This window comes from Rathayibacter sp. AY2B7, assembly GCF_002931635.1.
Lineage (GTDB): Bacteria > Actinomycetota > Actinomycetes > Actinomycetales > Microbacteriaceae > Rathayibacter.
In genome coordinates, this window is sequence record NZ_PSUC01000074.1 from 1 (window position 1) to 18,388 (window position 18,388).

Here is an 18,388-nt window from a genome sequence, read left to right on the forward strand (position 1 = left end):
CCCGCCGCGATCGACCGCCTGTCCGGCTGGCGCTCGGCCGTCACCGCCGCGGGGCTCGACGACTCGCTCGTCGAGTACGGCGACTACTCGCCCGAGGACGGCGCGACCGCGATGCGCCGCCTGCTCGACTCCGGCCGGCCGATCGACGCGGTCTTCGCCTCCAACGACCAGATGGCGGCGGGCGCCCTGACGGCGCTGCGCGAGCGCGGCCTCACGGTGCCGGGCGACATCGCGCTCGCGGGCTTCGACGGCGACTACTTCGCCGAGGCGAGCGAGCCGCGCCTCACCACGGTGCGCCAGCCCTCCACAGGCCTCGGCGAGGCGATGGCGGACGTGCTGGTGCGCCTCCTGGCCGGCGAGGAGGTGCAGCGTGTGACGCTGCTGCCGACCGAGCTGCTGGTGCGCGGCTCCACGGTCGCGGGCGCGTGAACCCGGGCCGAGTGCGCTGACCCGTTCGCTGAGTCGCCCGGATCGGCTGCCCGATGCGGCATGTCGCGAGCCGATCCGGGCGACTCAGCGCGGGACGGGCTCGTCGGGGACGTCGAGCAGGTGGAAGGGACCCCGGGGGAGCGGGCCTGTGCTCCACAGCGCGACGACGGCCCAGCCGAGGTCGGCGTGTGCGACGGCGCCCTCGGGCAGGGTCCGGGTGAAGAGCGCGAAGTCGATCCCGTCGAGGGTGAGGGTGCTCACGTCCCACGCGGGCCGGTCGGCGGCCAGCTCCTGAGCCCGCGCCTCCGCCGCCACCATCGCGGCTCGCGTCCGGTCCTCGGGCAGGTCGGCGGGGATCGCCGAGAGGAGGAGCGAGCCGATCGCGAGCGCGGCCGTCGCGACCGGATCGGTGACCACTCCGTGCACCGAGCCGCGCGGCCCGAGGCGGACACCGGTCAGCCGCAGCGTGCGGACCGAGTACGAGCCGCCGTCCCGCTCGGCGCGGACCGAGAGGTCGTCGACGGGCCCGTCGTCCGTCCGCCCGCTCCCGTCGACGGACCACGGATCGGAGACGGGGACCAGCGCGCGCACGCCCTCATCCGACTCCCTGCGGCCCCGCCGGTCAAGAGGTGCGGAGAGAGGGACGCCTACTGAGGTGCCCGGATCTGCCGCCTGTCGCGGCGTGTCGCAAGCAGATCCGGGCACCTCAGCGCGGAGGCGCGGAGGCGCGGGGGTGCGGAGGTGCGGAGGCCCGCCGGCGCTGCTCAGAACTCCTCGTAGTTGTAGGGCTCCGGGTCCTCGTCGATCACGGGGCGCGCGATCGTGGCGCGGTTGCTCTTGATGCGGGAGCGGATGTCCTCGACGGCGGCCTCGACGGCGCCGGTGGTCGACTCCTCGTCCTTGATGGAGACCTCGACGGGGACGGCGACGAGCTCGCTGCTCGCGTCGAGCGTCATCTTCGCCTCGATGAGCTCGCCGTCCTCGGTGAACGCCGGGACCGTGACCGCTTCGGAGTGCTCCTGGCGGTCGATCGCGGTCACCAGGTCGAGGAGGGCCTCGGTCACGGCGTCGGTCGTCACGAAGCTCTTGGAGGCGTAGGTCAGCTGCTGCATGACTCCCACCCTCCCGAACCGGAGCGCCCCTCGCACGGGGTTGCGCCTCGTCGGCTCAGCCCGTAGCGGAGGGTCAGCCCGCCCGGCGACGGCCTGCGGTCGTCGTCTGCGCCCGGCGCTGCGCCGAGACCGGTCGCGGGCTCACGGCACCGGCGCCGCGACCGGGACGGGACGCGCGGCGACCGCGGCCGCGCGCCGCGTCGCCCAGTTGTTGAGCAGCAGCGCCGTCACGACGATGGCCGCGCCGAGCAGGGCGACGGGCCCCGGCCGGTAGCCGCCCGCCATGCTGATCGCGAAGGTCGTGACCGGGACGAGGTTCTGGAAGAGCGTGCCGTTGAGGGCGCCGAGCAGCTTGATGCCGGCGTTCCACAGCAGCACGGCGACGACGCCGGCCAGGAGGATCAGGTAGGCCAGCTGCGGCCAGGCCGCGAGCACCTCGGCCCCGGTCGGCGGGTGCGCGGAGCCGGTGACCGTCGCCACGGCGACCGCGACGGCGATCGAGGGGCAGCCGAGCGCGGTGGTGAGCGTCGAGTACCGCAGCGCCGACCAGCCGGGGAAGGCCGCGGCTCCGCGCGTGTAGACGACCCAGCAGATCGCGCCGAGCAGCGCGAGCAGCTCGCCGAACCCCAGCTCGCCGTCGAGGAGGAGGGCGACGTCGCCGCGGGTGACGACGAGCGCGACTCCGGCGAGCGCGAGCAGGATGCAGCCGACGGTGGCGGCCGGCGGCAGGCGACGCGCGCCGATGCTCGCGAGCACCGCGCCGATCGCGGGCATCATCCCCATCATCAGGCTGACGTTGGGGGCCGACGTGAACCGCAGTGCGGTGAAGGCGAGCAGGCCGAAGCCGGCGAATCCGGAGGCGCCCAGAAGCGCCAGCCGCCACCCGCGGCCGTCGAGGCGGAAGGCGCCGAGCCCCTCCGCCCGGGCGAGCAGCAGGGCGAGAACGACCGCAGCGGCCGTGTAGCGGATGAGGGTCATGAAGAAGGAGTCGACCGTCGCCGCGATGCTGTCCGCGACCGGCAGCATGCCGCCCCAGAGGATCGGCGGGATCAGGCAGAAGAGCAGACCTCGCGACCGCATGGCGCCCCTGACCCGTCGGGTGCGGCCGCCCCGGGCGGGGGCCGTCGCTCGATGGTGGACCCCGGCGGCTCGGCGCACAAGAGCGCTGCCGACCCCCGAACGGCCCGCCGTGGGGCCGAGCGGACAGGGGTGCGCCGGGTGTGGAGGAGGCTCAGCGAGCCGACTGACCTGTTACGACGAGGACGACGGAGCCGCAAGGACCTTGCATGGCCCCTTTAGGGTGACAAATTCTGCTTGCTTCCATCATCTCCGTGCCCCTAGGTTGATCGCAGCACCCCCCGATGCTGTCCTCTGTCAGGCCCTGCTCCGATCCCCCCGTCGGACGCCGATCCTCACTCGGGTCGCGCCCACCCCGGCGACGACCTCCGTTCCGCGCGGGCGCTCATCAGCGCACATCGGCCCCCGGCCGCGGAGAGGAACAGTCATGAGGACACAGCCCGGCCACGGCGCGGACGAGCCGACGGCTCCCCGTCGCCGGGCGACCTGGGAGGCTCACGACGAGACGGCCTCGCGCCCGCTCTCGGGACGCCGTGCCGCCCGCTCCGGGCGCGAACGGGTCTCCGCTCCGCGCCGCCTCGCGTCCGCGCTGCCTGCCGGAGCGGTGACGGTTCCCGCCGCCCCGACCGCGGTGCTGGAGCGTCCGGCCGCCCCGTCCGCGGTGGTCGAGCGACCGGTCGTGCCGACCGCTGTCCTGGAGCATCGGGCCGCGATGGTCGAGGGTCCGGCCGCGCCGACCGCCGTGGTCGAGCGTCCGTCCGCCGTGACCGCGCTCCTGGAGCGTCCGTCCGCCGCGACCGCGCTCCTGGAGCGTCCGCCGGCACCCGCCGCGGTCCTCGAGCGCACCCTGCTCCCCACCGTCGTCGCCGACCGGCTCCCTCCGGCATCCACTCCGATCCGCGGCACGCGCCCCCGCAGCGGCCGCCGCGCCTCGTCGCGCATCGGCGACCTGGTCGCCGCCCTCCCCGCCCACAACGAGGAGGCCGGGATCGCCGCGGCGATCGAGGGCCTGCGGCGGCAGACGTGGCCGCCGGACCGGATCGTCGTCATCGCCGACAACTGCACCGACGCCACGGTCGAGATCGCTCTCGCGCACGGCGCCGAGGTGTTCGTCACCGTCGGGAACAGCCACAAGAAGGCGGGCGGCCTCAACCAGTTCCTCGCCGAGGTCCTCCCGGGGCTGCAGGACGACGACCTGGTGCTCGTGCAGGACGCCGACTCCGCGCTCGACCCCGGGTTCCTCGAGATCGCCCGCGGCAGGCTGCACGGCGGCATCGGCGCGGTCGGAGGAGTGTTCCGCGGCGGCGAGGGCGGCGGATTCGTCGGCCACCTCCAGCGCAACGAGTACGCGCGCTACGCCCGCGACGTGCGCCGGCTGAACGGGAAGTGCCTCGTCGTCACGGGCACCGCGGCCGTGCTCCAGGTCGCCGTGATGCGCCGCATCAGCGCGGCCCGCCTGGCTGGCTCCCTCCCCTCCGGAGACGGCATCGGCGGCATCTACGACACCACCGTCCTCACCGAGGACAACGAGCTCACGTTCGCGATCCGCCACCTCGGCTACGACGTGCTGAGCCCTGCCGGCTGCACCCTCGTCACCGAGGTCATGCCGACCTGGGGAGACCTCTGGCGTCAGCGCCTGCGCTGGAAGCGCGGAGCGGTCGAGAACTGCGTGCAGTACGGCTTCACGCGGGTCACGGCTCCCTACTGGGGGCGCCAGCTGCTCACGATGCTCGGCTGCATCATCACGTACGTCTACCTGGCCACGATCGTCTACGCCGTCGGCTGGGGCGAGCTGAGCCTCCAGCCGTTCTGGCTGGCCGTCACCGCGATCTTCGTCGTCGAGCGGATCGTGACGGTCCGCGACCGCGGCTGGCGGTACATGCTCGCCGCCGCGTCGATGTACGAGCTCGTCGTCGACCTGTTCCTGCAGGTCGTCCACACCAAGGCCTACCTGGATGCGCTGACACGCCGTCGGCGCGACTGGTGAAACAGAGAGAGAGACATGTACAACCACATCGGAACAGCCGCCGGAGCCGGAGTCGGTGCCGGAACGCTCGCCATGACCGGGTTCGACTCGGTCTGGCTGGCCCTCGCGGCCTTCGCCCTCATCGCTGCGGGGACCGCCGTCCTGCGCATCGCTCCTCGCCGCAAGCGCGAGGTCTGAGACACGGTGGCGGGCGGGGGACAGCCCGCGCCCGTCACCGTCCCACGACCGCCGTCGCGGCGGAGGTCCGGCTCGCAGTGGTGTACCCGGTCTTCGTGCCGGTGACTGTCAGCGTGATCCGCTTCCCCGCCTGAGCCTTCGTGAGCGTGAACCGCGGCGACGTCGCTCCCGCGACGGCCGCGCCGTCCGCCTTCCACCGGTAGGTGAGGTTGACGGGAGTCGGCGTCCACGGACCCGGGGCTGCCGTGAGCACCGCCCCGACCCGGGCCGTGCCCGTGACGGTCGGCATCGCGGCGCCGAGGGTGCCGGCGGCGACCGGGGCGGTCGGCTGCGAGGTCGTCGGGCCGGAGCCGTCGGCGGCGCTCACCGTCACGGTCACCCGCTTGCCGACCGCGGAGGAGGGGACCACGAGATCCGGACCCGTCACTCCCGCGATGTCGACGCCTCCCGCCGCCCAGCGGTGAACGAGCGGTCCCGTCCGACCGGCGGAGGAGGACAGCGTCGCGCCCACCGCGGCGGTCCCGACGACGACCGGAGCCGGCGCCGCGTCGGACCGGTAGACCGCGACGTGGTCGACGAGCATCGTCCCGCCGGAGCTCTTCGGAGCGGCCGCGCTGTCGCACCCGCACACCCCGTTCGGCAGCCCGCCCCCGATGGCGAGGTTCAGGATCAGCAGCACGTCGTTCGGGACCGCGGCCTGCCACGCGGCCGTCCCCACCTCCGACTCCCGCACCACGTGCCGGGTGACGCCGTCGACGAGGAACTCCACGCGCTCGTCGCCGGGCACGGTCCGGTCGAGCAGGGCGGAGTAGCGGTGGAACCCCGTCACGCAGGTCGCGCAGTCCAGCATCCCGCTCGTCCGGCCGGCGGGCTCGTCGCAGGGGCCGCCGTCCGGCACTCCGCAGTGCAGCGTCTGGATCACCTGGGCGGTGCCGTTGACGGCCTCGAGCATGTCGAACTCGCCGGTCGCGGGCCAGTCGATGACGGCGTTCGCATCCCGCCCGAGAGCCCAGAAAGCGGGCCAGTAGCCGGTGGCCTGCGCGACGTCCGGCAGCTGGATCGAGGCGGTCATCAGCAGTCGGCCGCCCGCCGGCGCCGAGAACGACTTGTCGGCGGTGACGATCCGCCCGGACGTCCATGCTCCGGCGGAGTCGCGGAGGGCGCGGATGCCCAGAGCGCCGCCGCCCGTGAGGAAGACGTTCGCCGTCGACGCGGTCGTCCGGTCGACCGCCCCGGTGCCCCAGGTGCCGACCTCGTGCTCCCACTGGCTCCCGACCGGCGCACCCGCCGGCCCGGTGAAGTCGTCGCGCAGGAGCGTGGTCCAGCCCGGGGCGTCGGCGGGCGCCGCCGTGACGGCCTGGCCGGCGGACGAGGCGGTCGGAGTCGCGGACGCCGGTGCGAGGGCGGCGACCGCCTGCGGGGGTGTCGCCGCGAGCGCTCCGAGGCACAGGGCCGCGAGGGCGAGGGCGAGTCGCGGCCGGTCGAGGAGTCGTGAAGGCATGGCGAGTCCTCTGCGTCGAAGGGGCGCACAGCTGCACGCGCCTCGACGCTAGTGAGGAGTACTCGCTCTCCCTCCACCCTCCAGGCGGGGTGATCCCCGGCACGAAAGCTCACGACCGGGCTCGGCAGGGCCGGGTCTAGGGTGCTGGCAGAGGGGCGGCCGCCGTCGCCTCCGATCGCCCGTTCGAAGGAGAACACCATGCACCGTCGTCTCACGGCCACGCTCGCCGCGATCGCCCTCGCCCTCGGAGGGGCCGTCGCCGTCGCGACCCCCGCCTCCGCCGGGCAGCTCGTCTACCAGAACGGCGGCCCGGGCAACTGCTTCGAGGTCCGCTCGCAGCGCGACTCCCTGGGCCGCGCGCAGGTCACGGTGTGGTGGCACTGCAGCGAGGCCCGCAACGTGAAGGTGATCTGGAACAACGGCCCGGACAGCGGCTGCAACAAGATGAGCGTCATCAACCGCAAGTTCAGCGACAGCTCGGGCGTCGCATCCCGCTTCGACCGTCTCGTCTCCTGCTGACCCGGTCGGGCTGCCGCTGATCCCTTACGCGGGACGCCGCTCCGGTACGCGGCACGCCGCACGAGGCGTACCCGAGCGGCCTCCCGCGGGAGGGAGGCGGCGGCGGCCCCCGCTCAGTGCTCGGCGCGCCCCGAGTCCTCGATGAGGCGGACCTTCACGTTCACGGCCAGCGGACCGGAGACCGACAGGTCGGCGGCGAGCAGCGCGTGCATCCGCTCGCCCACCAGACGGAGCGTCTCGGGGGCCGGCAGTGCGGCGGACGCGGCGATGTGCGCGCTCACCGTGGTGAACCCCTCCGACCGGTCGATGTCGACCAGCACGTCGGGCTGCCGCAGAGCCAGCTTCACGGCGAGCGCGTCGGCCGCGGCCTCGACGATCGGCTGCGCGGGGTAGACCCCCGCCACGCCCTCGATGTCGCGGATCTCGGCGGTCAGCCGCTGCGAGAGCTCGGTGTCGTCGGTCATTCCCGCTCCTCCCGGTGGGGGTACACGTCGTCGACCGTCACGTCGATCGCGCCGACGGTCAGCTCGGTGTGGCGCTCCAGGGCGTAGCGGATGCGCTCGCGCAGGCGGTCGGCGGCCACGGCGACCGGCAGGCCGAACTCGAGGGCGCAGGTCACGTCGATCCGCACCACGGCGCCGGGAGCCGAGACGTCGCCGTCGAGGGTGCAGCGGCCCATGATGACGCCGCCCATCGTGTCGCCGGCGCGGCGGATCATCCCGCGCACGGCCGCCTCGGTGAGCGCCAGGCGGAGGGTCGGGTCGGGGTGGCGGACGGGGATGTCGCGGCCGGAGCGCACCTCGGAGCGGATCGCGTCGAGCAGGCCGGCGATCCAGACCTCGTCGCGGTCGGGCTCGCGGTCGGCCTCCTGCCGCAGCGCTCGCGCCGAGAGCTCGGTGAGGCGGGTGAGGTTCGCGAGTGCGAGCCGGCACGCGGCGGAGTTCTCGATCGAGGGGTCGCGCGGCTGGCGACCGCGGTCGAGGTACTCGCCCAGCTCCTCGAGCGTGTGGCCGTCGAGGTCGTCCTCGGGCACGGCGGCGTCGTCGGTCATCGCCATGCCTCCAATTCGTGGAGCAGGAATCGACGGGCCCGGGCGAGGAGGCCGCGGACCGTCGAGACGGGGAGTTCGAGAGCGTCGGCGATCTCCTGGTAGCTGTAGCCGGCGGTCTCGCGGAGTAGCCAACAGCGTCGCTGATCAGCAGGCAATCGGTCCAGCGCTTCCCAGACCGCGTCCAGCTGGAGTCGCGCCTCGACGATGCGCTCGGGGGAGTGCTCGGGCGGCGCGGGCGGATCCCAGTCGTCGATGTCGTCGTGGCGGCGGCGGACGCGGATCCGGTCGATCGCCTTGTGGGTGACGATGCGCATCAGCCAGTTGCGGATGTGCGCCGGGCTGTCGAGATCGGCCAGACGCCGCCAGCCGGTGAGGAACGCCTCCTGCACCACGTCCTCGGACTCCGCCTCGGAGCCGAGGAGCTTCGCGGCGTAGACGCGCATGAGCGCGCCGTGGCGGCGGGCGAGCTGCTCGAACGCCTGCACGTCGCCGTCGACGGCGCGCGCGGCGAGGGTCGCGTCGGACGCGTTCAGGAGGGGGTCGTCGTCGATGAGCGCCTCCTCCGCGGTCCCGCGCGCGGTGTCCCCGCGCGCCGATGCCCTCAGTGTGGGGCGCCGTCCGGCATGACTACCAGCCTTGACATCGGGCCGCCGAATCCGCTGGCCGGATTGCGAGTGCCGCCGAGGGGGGACGTCTCGAGACGGGATTCGTGACATTCCGGCTCCTCGACACGTCTTGATTGGGTACCCCTCGTGCGTCCCCCCGAGCGCACGGACCCCGAACCCGGAAGAAGTCCCCCATGCACTGCTCCCTCCGCCGCCGCCCCGGGCGGACGTCATGAGCGAGTCGACCTTCACCCTCGGCAGCCCGTTCGCGGGCGACGAGCGGGCCGACCGGCGCTACGAAGCCTCCGGCGACGATCCGTCCGCCGCGTCCGCCGTCTACTCCGAGGCGTACGGCGGAGGCGAGTTCCGCGTCGCTCCGTCGCAGCGCGGCTTCTCCTATCGCTACGCCGTCCGCGGCAGCGACCGGGTGACCCTGCGCACCTCCGACTGCTCCGGCGCCCTCACCGGCCAGGTCCCCCACCTGAAGGAGTACGTCGTCGGCTGGTTCCGCGCCGGCGGCGGACGCCTGAACCTGCCGCCGGTCACCCGGACCGGCGCGCTCTCGGCCCCGTTCCTGTTCCCCGCGGAGCGCCAGTTCGGGCTCGAGTTCGAGCCGCACCGGCAGAACCTCATCCACTTCGCCCCCGGGTTCCTCGAGGACGTCGCGACCGAGACGCACGCCGGCCCCCGCCAGCCCGTCTCCTTCGACCACGGGGCGGACGCCGACCCGGGTGTCCTCGCCCGCTGGCGCGCCGCGGTGACGGAGGCGAGCGCCGCGCTCGCGACGGCCGCGATCACTCCGCTCGTGCGCTTCACCGCCGAGCTCGACCTCGCCCGCGTGCTGCTCCTGCTGTTCCCGTGGCGCGCATGGGACGTGCCCGCCGTGCTGCGGCGGCCGTCCGCCTCCCGCACCCGGGTGGCGCTCGACTTCCTCCAGCACCACGCCCACGAGCCGATCACTCCGGCCGACGCCGCCCGCGCGGCCGGCCTGCACACCCGCACGCTGCAGCAGGCGACGAAGCGGCACCTCGGAGTGTCGCCGTCGGTCTACCTGCGCGACGTGCGGCTGGACCGTGCCCACTCCGACCTGGTCGCCGGCGACCCCTGCTCGACCACCGTCGCCGCGGTCGCCCGCGAGTGGGGCTTCGGCAACCTCGGCCGCTTCGCGAGCGCGTACCAGGTGCGCTTCGACGAGAAGCCGAGCCACACGCTGCGCCGCTGACGCGCAGCCCCTGCGAGCCCGAGGGCCCGGACCGTCTCACGGCGGTGCCGGGCCCTCGTCGTCTCCGGGGGCCTCCCGAGGGACTGTCTCGGAGGACGGTTCCACGGCTCGCCGGGCGTTCGTGCCTCTCGGCCGACCGGCCGCGTCGGAGACGGCCGCCGAGGTCATCGGCCCCGTTCATCGGCGCCACGGACGACAACCTGCCCGCAGATCGACTGCCCTGCACCGAGCCGCCAAGAGGAATGTTCGAGCCTGACGCCCAAGACCCACTCGGCAGCCTCGACCCGTAGGACGCGCAGCGAAGTGTTCCCGTCAGCAGCTCGCTACTGGCTGCCATCAGCAGCGGCGCGGCAGTCTCCGCAGCGACGTCCGCCCCGACGGGATCTTCCCGCTGGTGTCGACGGATCTCTCTCCGGCTCAGTACTCGATCGCGAGGCGGTCGCGGTCGCGGAAGAACTCCGACGCCGGGTCGTCGGGGTCGGAAGATCCGGCGGTCATCCCCTGCCGCAGGGAGACGACCCTGCTCGCTCACATCCGTGTCGCGCCTGCTCCGCAATGTCCTCTGGGCCCCGGCTGAACCCGATCATCCGTACCTCCTTCTTCATCTTCCTCTCGGCTCGGCCAGCCGGGACGGACGAAGGCAACGGACCGCGCGAATGATTCCAGCCGACGGGCCTGTTCGCTGGCCGGTGGCGGCGAGGCGGATTCCTGCCACGACGTGGCGAGGGCGATCATGCCGCCCATCGTGAAGACGACACCGTCATCCGTGGAGGAGAAGGGGATGCTGCTGGTCTCCGTGAAGGCTCCGTGGCGCATCCACGAGGAGAAGGCTGCTGCGAGGACGAGGGCGAATCGATCGGTGCGCGGGAGTGAGCGCAGCTTCCGGAAGAACAGGCGGTCCTCGTGCATCCTCGCCAGGAAAGGTTCGATTCCGCGCTCGGCGACCACGGCGACGAGCTCCTGCTCTCCGTTGTCCATCACCGGTGAGCCGGCAGGGCGGACGCCTTCGAGGAGCCGGTGGTAGATGACGTCCATCATGAGGGCTCCGACGTCCCGGTAGTGGTTATGCAGCACCTGCCGGCTGAGACCTGCGCGGAGAGCGACGGCGCTCATCGTGATGACCTCACCCTCCTCCGCCTCCCAGATCAGCTGGGTCATCGCGTCGATCAGAGCGGCGCGGGTGCGGAGGACCCGGGGATCGATTCGAGCGGGTCGCCGCGGCTCAGGGGTCGTCGGCGCGTCCTTCGTCGGAGTCATGCCTTCATTCTCGCAGATCGAGGCCTGTTGTGTACAGTTGTCAACAACACACCATCTGTAAAGGAACTGAGATGACCACTCACGACGGTGCCGGTCCCCGGCCCGCTCCCCAGCCCGATCACGCCCGCCTCGCCGAGACCGTGGCGGGCGGGCCGCTGACGTCGGAGGGGCCGGGTTCCGTCCACCGCTACCGCAGTCTCGTCCTCGGCGCGGTCGGAGTGCTGATGCTCGCGATGGCCATGCTGATGGGCTACTCCGGCGCCTTCTCGCAGCCGCAGCTGAACAACGTCGAGCTGGCCGTGACCGGGGACGCCTCCTCGATCGTCGCGCTCGAGCAGCAGGAGGCGCTCGAGCTCACCGTCGTGGAGTCGGATGCGGACGCGCAGCAGCTGGTGCGGGATCGGGACGTGGACGGTGCGGTCGTCCTGCCCGCCGCGGGCCAGGGCGGCACGGTCACGACCTACATCGCCAGTGGCAGCGGGCGGAGTCAGGCACTGGCCATCGCCGCCGCAGGCACGACCATCGCGCAGAACCTCGGCGCCACAGACGCGACGACCGACCTCGCCCCACTCCCCGAGAAGGATCCGGGCGGATCCCTCGAGTTCTACGCCGTCCTCTTCGTCACCCTCGGGGCGTCATTGGGTTCGACCCTCTTCGGCCGCATCCTGGGAACCGTCGACACGGCGACCCGCTTCGTCGAGCGCAGCATCGTGCTCGTCGTCTACAGCGCGGCCCTCGCGGGCCTCGTGACCCTCTGGATCGCGAAGGGCCTGGAGGGCGTCACCGTCGACCCGTGGGGAGTCATGGCGACCCTGACCCTCACCGCGCTCGCGGTGGGTGGCGCGGTCACCGGCGTCGCAGCCGTCGGCGGGACCATCGCGGCGCTGGCCGTCACCGTCCTGCTCGTCGTCCTCGGGAATCCGTCCACGGGAGGACCGCTCGGGATCCACCTCCTCAACGACTTCTACCAGTCCCTCTACTACGTCTTCCCTCAGGGCGACGGTCTCGAGATCATCCGCTCGATCCAGTACTTCGACGGCGCCGCGGTGGCCGGACCCGTCGCGCGCCTTGCGATCTGGGCGACGTGCGGCGTCCTCCTCGCCCTGGTCGCGATGCTGCTGCGGAGCCGCCGAGAGGCGAGAGCGTCGAGGAGCCACCGCTCGGCGTCCGCGACCGAGCACTTCGTGCAGATCGACCGGCAGGTCCCGGCGGCGACCCCGCAGGCGGCGCTCAGGGGATCCGCGTCCCGTCACGGCGGGACGGGCGAGGTTCCGACGGAGCCGGTCGCGGGCTGACCCGCGGGCTCGGGCCGGCCTGCGGGCTCGGGTCGAGGAGGACGCGACCGGTCCTCGTCCGCCCGAGCCCGGGAGCCGTGGATCAGGCGCTGTGAGCGACGTAGTGCAGCTCGGCCCGGTCGCGCTCCGTGTAGAGGTCGAGGTAGGACTGCGCGATGACCTCGGCGGCGGCATCGGGGTGCCCGCCGTTGATGAGGGCGGAGATCGCGACGTGGGCGACGTGGACGCCCTGGGGCTCGAGCGCGTCGTGGAGGTTGAGCGTCCAGTTCCGCAGGCCTGCGGCGGCGATGCCGATGTTCGCGTAGGCCGCGTTGGGGGTGATGGAGCCGCCGCCAGTAGTGACGAGGATCGTGCCGCTGCCGGCGGCGATCATGTCAGGGACGACCTCGCCGATGGCGCGGAGTGCGCCGCCGAGGTAGAAGTCGATCTGCGGCTGCAGGTTCTCGGCCGTGACCTCGAGGACGGCGGCCGGGGCGAGGGACACGTCGGCGGGGGAGAACTCGAGCACGTCGATCGGGCCGAGCTCGGCCCTGACCGCCTGAAGCGCAGCGGTCAGCGTCTCGGGCGCTGCGATGTCGGCGGCGAACCCCTTCGCACGGATCCCCTCTTCTGCCAGGAGGGCGGCCAGGCCGTCCAGCTTCTCCTGGTTGCGGGAGAGGAGGGCGACGGTGAAGCCGGTGCGACCGAAGGCGCGGGCGATCTCGAGGCCCAGGCCGGGGCCGGCGCCGATGATGGTGAGGAGGGGCATGAGTGATCCTGACGTCTGGCGCGCCGATGCGCGGGCGATGACCGCTAAGTTGAGTGCGGGCTCAGTATCACGGTAGACCTAAGTTGAGGTAGGGCTCAAGAAGCACGGGAGATTCGCATGGCAGAGCAGAGGGCCCTTCGCCGCGACGCTCGGGAGAACATCGAGAAGCTGCACTCCGCCGCTCTCGAGATCTTCAGCGCCCGGGGTCTCGCCGCCCCGCTCGAGGACATCGCCCGGCATGCCGGCGTGAGCATCGGCACGCTCTACAACCGCATCGGCTCCCGCGAGGCCCTCATCGACGCCGTGATCCCCGCGGTCGCCGGGGCCAAGCTGAAGGACCTCACTCGGCGCGCGCTCGCGGAGTCCTCCTCGCGTGCGCGCCTCGAGCGGTTCGTCTCGGGGATGATCGACCTCCAGCTGGAGGACCCGGCGCTGAACGACGCGATGCTGCGCCGCTTCCCGGATGCGACCGCGCTCATCAACGCCTGCACCGGCTCCATCGAACTCGGCCGCGACCTCGTCGACGCGGCGCACCGCGACGGCACCCTCTCGACGGACTTCACCCATGACGACCTCATGGCCATCCTCTGGATGGCCGGCACGACCAGCCGCGAGGCGAAGGCCCCGCTCGGCTGGCGCCGCGTCCTGGACCGCAGTCTCGCCGGAGCCTGGACGACGCCGAGCCTCTGACCGGTGTTGAGGCAGCTCAGGAGACGGGTGCACTCCGCCCGTGCTCGACGCCACCACTGGGACCGACGCCGCGCCAGACCTGCGAGCGCAGAACCAGGCACTCGATCGCTTGGCACCGTACGGACCATCACGGAGTTCGGCGACCTCTAATTCGTCGAGCGGCGGCAGTCGCTGACGGGTCATTAACAAGGCGCAGTCCGGTGCCTGTCGGACCGGTCCTCCTCGCCGCCGTGGATCTTCGCGGTGAAGCGCGGGCCGCGTTTGGGCGGCAGAAGCGCGGTCGCGGTCAGCGAATGCCCGCCCTGCGCAGGTCATCGGCGAGGCCCCACGCGTGATAGCGAATGATCGCGGCGACGCGATCGAGTTCAGTCGCGCTGGCCTCTGCCAGCGGAATGGAGCAGCTGATCGCGTCCGTCGCGGGGATGCGGTAGGGGACCACGGCGCTGATGCACGACACTCCGAGGGTGTTCTCCTCACGCTCGATCGAGTAGCCGCGCGCCCGGGTCTCCTCCAGCTGCTCCGCCAGGTGGACAGCATCGGTCACCGTGTCGGCCGTCAGGGCGGGCAGCCGGCCGGGGGGCAGCACACCCGAGACCTCGTCCGGACTGAGCTCGGCGAGCAGCGCCTTCCCCAGCGCGGTCGCATGGGCGGGCAATTGGCGGCCGACGCGCGAGGTCAGCCGGTGCGACTCGCTCGCCTCGCGGGTGGCGAGGTAGATCACATTCGGCCCCTGCAGACGGGCGTAGTGCGCGGTGTACCCCGATGCGTCCCGGATGAGCTCGAGGGTTCTCGACGCCCGCTGGACCGCTCCGTCGCGGTCGAGGTAGGAGGTGCCGACGACCAGTGCCCGGTATCCGATCTCGACACCCGAGCCGTCATCGGTGAACTGGATCCAGCCCGCGTCGGCCATGGTGTGCAGCAGCTGGTGCAGGCTCGACCGGGGGTAGCCCGTCTGCCGGTGCAGGTCGGTGACGGAGATGGGCGCGCGGGCCTTTCCGAGGGTCTCGAGAATCGTCAGGGTGCGTTCGGCCGATTTCACCGTGCGCACCGGACCCGCACCGACGTCGTCAGTGTCGGGGGCGACCTTCAGTTCGCGTGGCCCCGCATCGACTTCGACCATTCTCTTCACCACGCCTCCCCGAGCGCACTGTCGATGACCCCACCGCCGACCCGGTCGGTCAACGGGAGCGGGTCGGGGCTCCCCAGGGAGGCCGCCCACTGTTCAGCATCGTCCTGTGGACGATATCCGATCCGCAGTCCGGCTTCGCGGTTCAGCCATCCTCGGGTGTTGGCCGACGTGCCCCAGACGACGTGGCCACCTTGATGCGCCGTGGTCGCCGTGGCCTCGATCAGTCGGCAGAGGTCGCCGGGTGACAGCCAGACCGAGAGAGAACGGGGATTGGAGGGCAGCGCCTCGGTCGTGCCGAAGCGCGCAGACACGACGGTCATGCCGAAGCGGTCGGCGTACAAGCGCCCGAGGGCCTCCATCGCCGCTTTGCTGACGCCGTAGTAGGAGTCGGGGCGAGGGGCGAGCTCGACGACGGACAGCGTCTCGGCCGCCGTGGCGTAACCGACCGCATGAATGGAGCTCGCCAGCAAGAGCCTCATGACGCCGGCCGATCGTGCCGCTTCGAGCACCGTCCGAGTTCCGTCGATGTTCGTCGAGAGGATGTCCGGCCAGGCTCGCTCCTGGGCGAAGCCGCCCAGATGGACGACGACGTCGACGCCCCTGGAGGCTGTCGTCATCACCTCCAGGTCGGTGATCGAGCCACTGACGAAGGTCTCGGACGAGCGCAGTGCATCCCGCGGCTCGACGAGGTCCAGAAGCGCGACCGACCACCCGGCATCGGCCAGGATCGGCCGGATGAGCGAAGCGACCATCCCCGAACCGCCGGTCATCAGCAGACGTCGCTCCATTGCACACACTCCCTTGTTGACGGCACCGGATCTGGTATGTAGCTTAGCGCACACGTTCACAAAGATGGAACGTGTTTACATATGTGAATGGAGAAACATCAATGAAGAAGTTCTCTCTGGCAGGCAGGACTCTCGCCGTGGTCTCAGCGTTCGCGCTGGTGGGCTCGGTGAGCGCCTGCTCGACGGGCGGCGCCAGCTCGTCCAGCAGCGACGACGGTGAGCCTCTCGAGGTGTGGACCCGTTCCAGTGCCGATGCGGCCAAGACCTACGAGAAGGTGTTCGCCGACTTCACCGAGAAGACCGGCATCGAGATCAACTACCAGGCCGTGGAGGAGTTCGACACCCAGCTCGCCGCGCGTGCGTCGGAGAAGGACCTTCCCGACGTCATGATCAATGACGCGGCATCCCTCGGCAACTACGCCTCGCAGGGCTTCCTCCTGCCGGTCGACCAGTCGAGCATCCAGGGCGAGGCCGACATCAGCCAGACCACCTGGGACCAGAACAAGGGACTCGACGGCACGATCTACGGCGTCCCGTACTCGCGCCAGACGAACGTGCTGATGGTGCGCAAAGACTGGCGCGAGAAGCTCGGCATTGCGCAGCCGAAGACCTGGGACGACCTCACGGCGATGGCCACGGCCTTCGCGACCCAGGATCCCGACGGCGACGGTCAGGCGGACACCTACGGAATGGTCGTCCCCGGTACCGCGAAGAGCGCCTACATCGCCCGCTGGGGCGTGCCGTACATCTGGCAGGCGGGCGGCGACATCATCGAGAGCGACGGTGAGGGCACCTACAAGTCGGTCATCGATTCCCCCGAGACGGCCGAGGCGATGACGTTCATCCGCACGCAGTTCTGCACGCCGGGCAACGTCGTCCCGGGGTCGTTGAACCTCACCACCGGCGACTCGCCCTTCTTCGCGGAGGGCACCGCGGGCATCTACCTGACCGGGCCCTACAACATCCCGAACTTCGACCGCGCCGTCGGGAAGGAGAACGTCGAGGTCGTGCCGATGCCCGCAGGACCCGCCAGCACGACGACCTTCGCCGAGGGCGAGAACATCTACTTCGGCGCGAGCTCGACGAAGACCGACCAGCAGAAGGCTCTGGCCGAGTACCTGATCTCTCCCGAGGCCCAGGAACTCGCCATGGACGTCCAGCCCGCCGATTCGACGACGGTGAGCCAGCCCGTCGTCCGTCTCTCGGTGAACAAGAACGTCGATGTCGCCGACGTGCTCGGAGACGAGCGGTGGCAGGTCGTCGCGGACTCCTATGACGAGGACGCCAAGACGTTCACCTGGTCGATCAACTACAACCCCATCCGCCAGGCCCTCGCCGACGGCATGAACGCCATGATGGCCGACTGCAACAGCGACATCCCGGCCGGCCTGGCGACGATCGACACCACCATCACCAGCGAGCTGAAGAACCAGGATCTGCTGAAGTGACCTCGAAGCCCACCGAACGACCGATCATCCCGGGGGGTGTCGGCCTCGCCCCTTCACGGCCGATCCCCCCTGCGGTCCGCAGCGCCGACGCCGGCCGCACCCGGCGGCCCCGCTTCACGCTCCGCTCGCTGATCCCGTGGATGTTCCTGCTGCCCGGCCTGGTCTTCGCGCTGGTGTTCAAGTTCATCCCGATGATCGAGGGCTTCCGCTTGAGCGCCTTCAAGGTGCAGCCCTTCCTCGGCGACGTCTTCGTGGGCTTCGAGAACTACAGCGCGGTGCTCACCGACCAGCGCTTCCTGGATTCGCTGGGGCACACGGTCGTGCTGGGCGTCGGGCAGACCATCGGAGCGCTCCTCCTGGGCTTCCTCCTCGCCCTGCTGCTCGAAGGCCAGTCGCGGAGCCTGTTCCTGGTGCGCACCGCGGTCTTCCTCCCCGTGGTCACCGCCCTCGCGGTGGTCGGCGAGATCTGGCGCATCCTGTACTTCCCCACCGAGACCGGGTTCATCAACTCGATCCTCGGCTTCTTCGGACTGCCCGCCCAGGAGTTCCTGAGCGACCCGAGCTCGGCTCTCTTCTACGTCATGGTGGTCGGGATCTGGACGGGCGCGCCCTACAACATGGTCATCATCCTCGCGGGGCTCGCCGGCATCGACCGCACGCTCTACGAGGCCGCGGCCGTCGACGGCGTCAGTGTCTGGCAGCGCATGCGCTACATCGTCCTGCCGGGACTGCGCTCAGCGGTCTCGGTCGTGCTGACCCTCGCGGCGATCCGGAGTCTCCGGACCTTCACCGAGGTGTACGTGCTGACCGGAGGCGGTCCCGCCGGCTCGACCGAGGTGTGGATGACCCGGGTCTACTCGCTCGGCTTCCAGAACAACAACCTCGGGGTGGCCTCGGCCGCGTCCGTGCTGCTGCTGGTCGCCACCCTGGTGCTCACCCTCGGGGTCCGCATCCTCTCCTCCCGAAAGGCCGCCGCATGATCCCCACTTCTCCGGCCGCACCCGACACGGCCGTCGCCGCTCTGCGGCCGGCGAAGGACAAGGCCACCCGCGCGAACACGCAGTTCGACACGGCGCTGGGCTGGCGGCCCGGGTTCGGTGTCGCCACCCTCGTGCGCATCCTGATCTGCGCCGTGGTGCTCTTCGTCTTCGCCGCTCCCTTCATCACCATCATCTCGGGAGCCTTCGACGCCAGCACCGACTCGACGAGGGTCAGCCTCTTCCCCAACAATCCCTCGCTCCTGCCCGCCCAGGTCGCCGCCGACGATGATCAGCGAGTTGGCGAAGTACCCCCAGATGCCCTTGTCGGCGGCGACCTGGGCGGGCAGGAGCGAGGGATTGTTGGGGAAGAGGC

Annotated in this window: 20 protein-coding genes and 1 pseudogene; 10 read left to right on the forward strand and 11 right to left on the reverse strand. The window is 71.4% G+C overall.

The window, feature by feature from the left end; translation table 11 throughout:
- On the forward strand, positions 1–429 hold a 429-nt coding region (locus C5C27_RS12045), incomplete at its 5' end, for a LacI family DNA-binding transcriptional regulator (protein WP_146079676.1).
- A gap of 84 nt (positions 430–513) precedes the next feature.
- Here the strand turns inward: C5C27_RS12045 and C5C27_RS12050 are convergent.
- The 3 genes from C5C27_RS12050 to C5C27_RS12060 form a co-directional block, all read right to left on the reverse strand.
- Entirely contained in the window at positions 514–1,020 is a 507-nt protein-coding gene (locus tag C5C27_RS12050; RefSeq protein ID WP_104314494.1) for a hypothetical protein, read from the reverse strand.
- 173 nt (positions 1,021–1,193) lie between these two features.
- Entirely contained in the window at positions 1,194–1,541 is a 348-nt protein-coding gene (locus C5C27_RS12055) for a hypothetical protein (RefSeq protein WP_104223965.1), read from the reverse strand.
- 141 nt (positions 1,542–1,682) lie between these two features.
- A complete protein-coding gene (locus tag C5C27_RS12060) occupies positions 1,683–2,621 on the reverse strand; it encodes a DMT family transporter (protein WP_104314495.1) in 939 nt (312 codons plus the stop codon).
- A gap of 424 nt (positions 2,622–3,045) precedes the next feature.
- Between C5C27_RS12060 and C5C27_RS12065 the strand changes: the two genes are divergently transcribed.
- On the forward strand, positions 3,046–4,605 hold the full coding sequence (locus C5C27_RS12065; protein WP_258066700.1) for a glycosyltransferase family 2 protein: 1,560 nt from the start codon (positions 3,046–3,048) through the stop codon (positions 4,603–4,605).
- A 15-nt stretch (positions 4,606–4,620) separates the two neighbouring features.
- Entirely contained in the window at positions 4,621–4,782 is a 162-nt protein-coding gene (locus C5C27_RS18075; RefSeq protein ID WP_167305255.1) for a hypothetical protein, read from the forward strand.
- Positions 4,783–4,816: 34 nt separating this feature from the next.
- On the opposite strand, the gene C5C27_RS12070 is transcribed toward C5C27_RS18075, so the two are convergent.
- Positions 4,817–6,283, reverse strand: a complete 1,467-nt coding sequence (locus C5C27_RS12070) for a family 16 glycosylhydrolase (protein ID WP_104314496.1) — start codon at positions 6,281–6,283, stop codon at positions 4,817–4,819.
- Positions 6,284–6,481: 198 nt separating this feature from the next.
- On the opposite strand from C5C27_RS12070, the gene C5C27_RS12075 reads away from it, so the two are divergent.
- Complete coding sequence (locus C5C27_RS12075; RefSeq protein ID WP_104314497.1) at positions 6,482–6,802, forward strand: hypothetical protein; 321 nt, start codon at positions 6,482–6,484, stop codon at positions 6,800–6,802.
- 113 nt (positions 6,803–6,915) lie between these two features.
- Here C5C27_RS12075 and C5C27_RS12080 read toward each other — a convergent pair whose 3' ends face one another.
- The 3 genes from C5C27_RS12080 to C5C27_RS12090 are packed head-to-tail and all read right to left on the reverse strand — an operon-like array spanning position 6,916 to position 8,569.
- Positions 6,916–7,266 carry a hypothetical protein gene (locus C5C27_RS12080; RefSeq protein WP_104314498.1) on the reverse strand — a complete coding sequence of 117 codons (351 nt, stop codon included), beginning with the start codon at positions 7,264–7,266 and terminating at the stop codon, positions 6,916–6,918.
- Positions 7,263–7,853, reverse strand: coding sequence for an Asp23/Gls24 family envelope stress response protein (locus C5C27_RS12085; RefSeq protein WP_181133523.1), 591 nt, complete (start codon positions 7,851–7,853; stop codon positions 7,263–7,265). The genes C5C27_RS12080 and C5C27_RS12085 overlap by 4 nt, the downstream gene beginning before the upstream one ends.
- On the reverse strand, positions 7,850–8,569 hold the full coding sequence (locus C5C27_RS12090; protein WP_104314500.1) for an RNA polymerase sigma factor: 720 nt from the start codon (positions 8,567–8,569) through the stop codon (positions 7,850–7,852). Before C5C27_RS12090 ends, C5C27_RS12085 begins: the two co-directional genes overlap by 4 nt.
- 121 nt (positions 8,570–8,690) lie before the next feature.
- Here C5C27_RS12090 and C5C27_RS12095 point away from each other — a divergent pair, with 121 nt between their 5' ends.
- Complete coding sequence (locus C5C27_RS12095) at positions 8,691–9,680, forward strand: helix-turn-helix transcriptional regulator (RefSeq protein WP_104238107.1); 990 nt, start codon at positions 8,691–8,693, stop codon at positions 9,678–9,680.
- Between the two features lie 528 nt (positions 9,681–10,208).
- On the opposite strand, the gene C5C27_RS12100 is transcribed toward C5C27_RS12095, so the two are convergent.
- A complete protein-coding gene (locus C5C27_RS12100) occupies positions 10,209–10,838 on the reverse strand; it encodes a hypothetical protein (protein ID WP_146079677.1) in 630 nt (209 codons plus the stop codon).
- A gap of 170 nt (positions 10,839–11,008) precedes the next feature.
- Here C5C27_RS12100 and C5C27_RS12105 point away from each other — a divergent pair, with 170 nt between their 5' ends.
- Positions 11,009–12,232 carry a hypothetical protein gene (locus C5C27_RS12105; protein ID WP_104314502.1) on the forward strand — a complete coding sequence of 408 codons (1,224 nt, stop codon included), beginning with the start codon at positions 11,009–11,011 and terminating at the stop codon, positions 12,230–12,232.
- A gap of 82 nt (positions 12,233–12,314) precedes the next feature.
- On the opposite strand, the gene C5C27_RS12110 is transcribed toward C5C27_RS12105, so the two are convergent.
- Positions 12,315–12,980 carry an SDR family oxidoreductase gene (locus C5C27_RS12110; protein ID WP_104314503.1) on the reverse strand — a complete coding sequence of 222 codons (666 nt, stop codon included), beginning with the start codon at positions 12,978–12,980 and terminating at the stop codon, positions 12,315–12,317.
- A 117-nt stretch (positions 12,981–13,097) separates the two neighbouring features.
- On the opposite strand from C5C27_RS12110, the gene C5C27_RS12115 reads away from it, so the two are divergent.
- Positions 13,098–13,670, forward strand: coding sequence for a TetR/AcrR family transcriptional regulator (locus C5C27_RS12115; protein WP_104314504.1), 573 nt, complete (start codon positions 13,098–13,100; stop codon positions 13,668–13,670).
- Positions 13,671–13,956: 286 nt separating this feature from the next.
- On the opposite strand, the gene C5C27_RS12120 is transcribed toward C5C27_RS12115, so the two are convergent.
- Together C5C27_RS12120 and C5C27_RS12125 are read right to left on the reverse strand one after the other, a co-directional pair.
- Positions 13,957–14,790, reverse strand: coding sequence for an IclR family transcriptional regulator (locus C5C27_RS12120; RefSeq protein ID WP_104238151.1), 834 nt, complete (start codon positions 14,788–14,790; stop codon positions 13,957–13,959).
- Between the two features lie 5 nt (positions 14,791–14,795).
- Positions 14,796–15,587, reverse strand: a complete 792-nt coding sequence (locus C5C27_RS12125; protein ID WP_104314505.1) for an NAD(P)-dependent oxidoreductase — start codon at positions 15,585–15,587, stop codon at positions 14,796–14,798.
- A gap of 101 nt (positions 15,588–15,688) precedes the next feature.
- Between C5C27_RS12125 and C5C27_RS12130 the strand changes: the two genes are divergently transcribed.
- The 3 genes and pseudogenes from C5C27_RS12130 to C5C27_RS12140 form a co-directional block, all read left to right on the forward strand.
- Positions 15,689–17,035 carry an ABC transporter substrate-binding protein gene (locus C5C27_RS12130; protein ID WP_104314506.1) on the forward strand — a complete coding sequence of 449 codons (1,347 nt, stop codon included), beginning with the start codon at positions 15,689–15,691 and terminating at the stop codon, positions 17,033–17,035.
- Positions 17,032–18,015, forward strand: coding sequence for a carbohydrate ABC transporter permease (locus C5C27_RS12135; protein WP_258062749.1), 984 nt, complete (start codon positions 17,032–17,034; stop codon positions 18,013–18,015). The genes C5C27_RS12130 and C5C27_RS12135 overlap by 4 nt, the downstream gene beginning before the upstream one ends.
- Positions 18,012–18,388: pseudogene (locus C5C27_RS12140) on the forward strand (hypothetical protein); the annotation flags it as partial. The gene C5C27_RS12135 and the pseudogene C5C27_RS12140, both read left to right, overlap by 4 nt.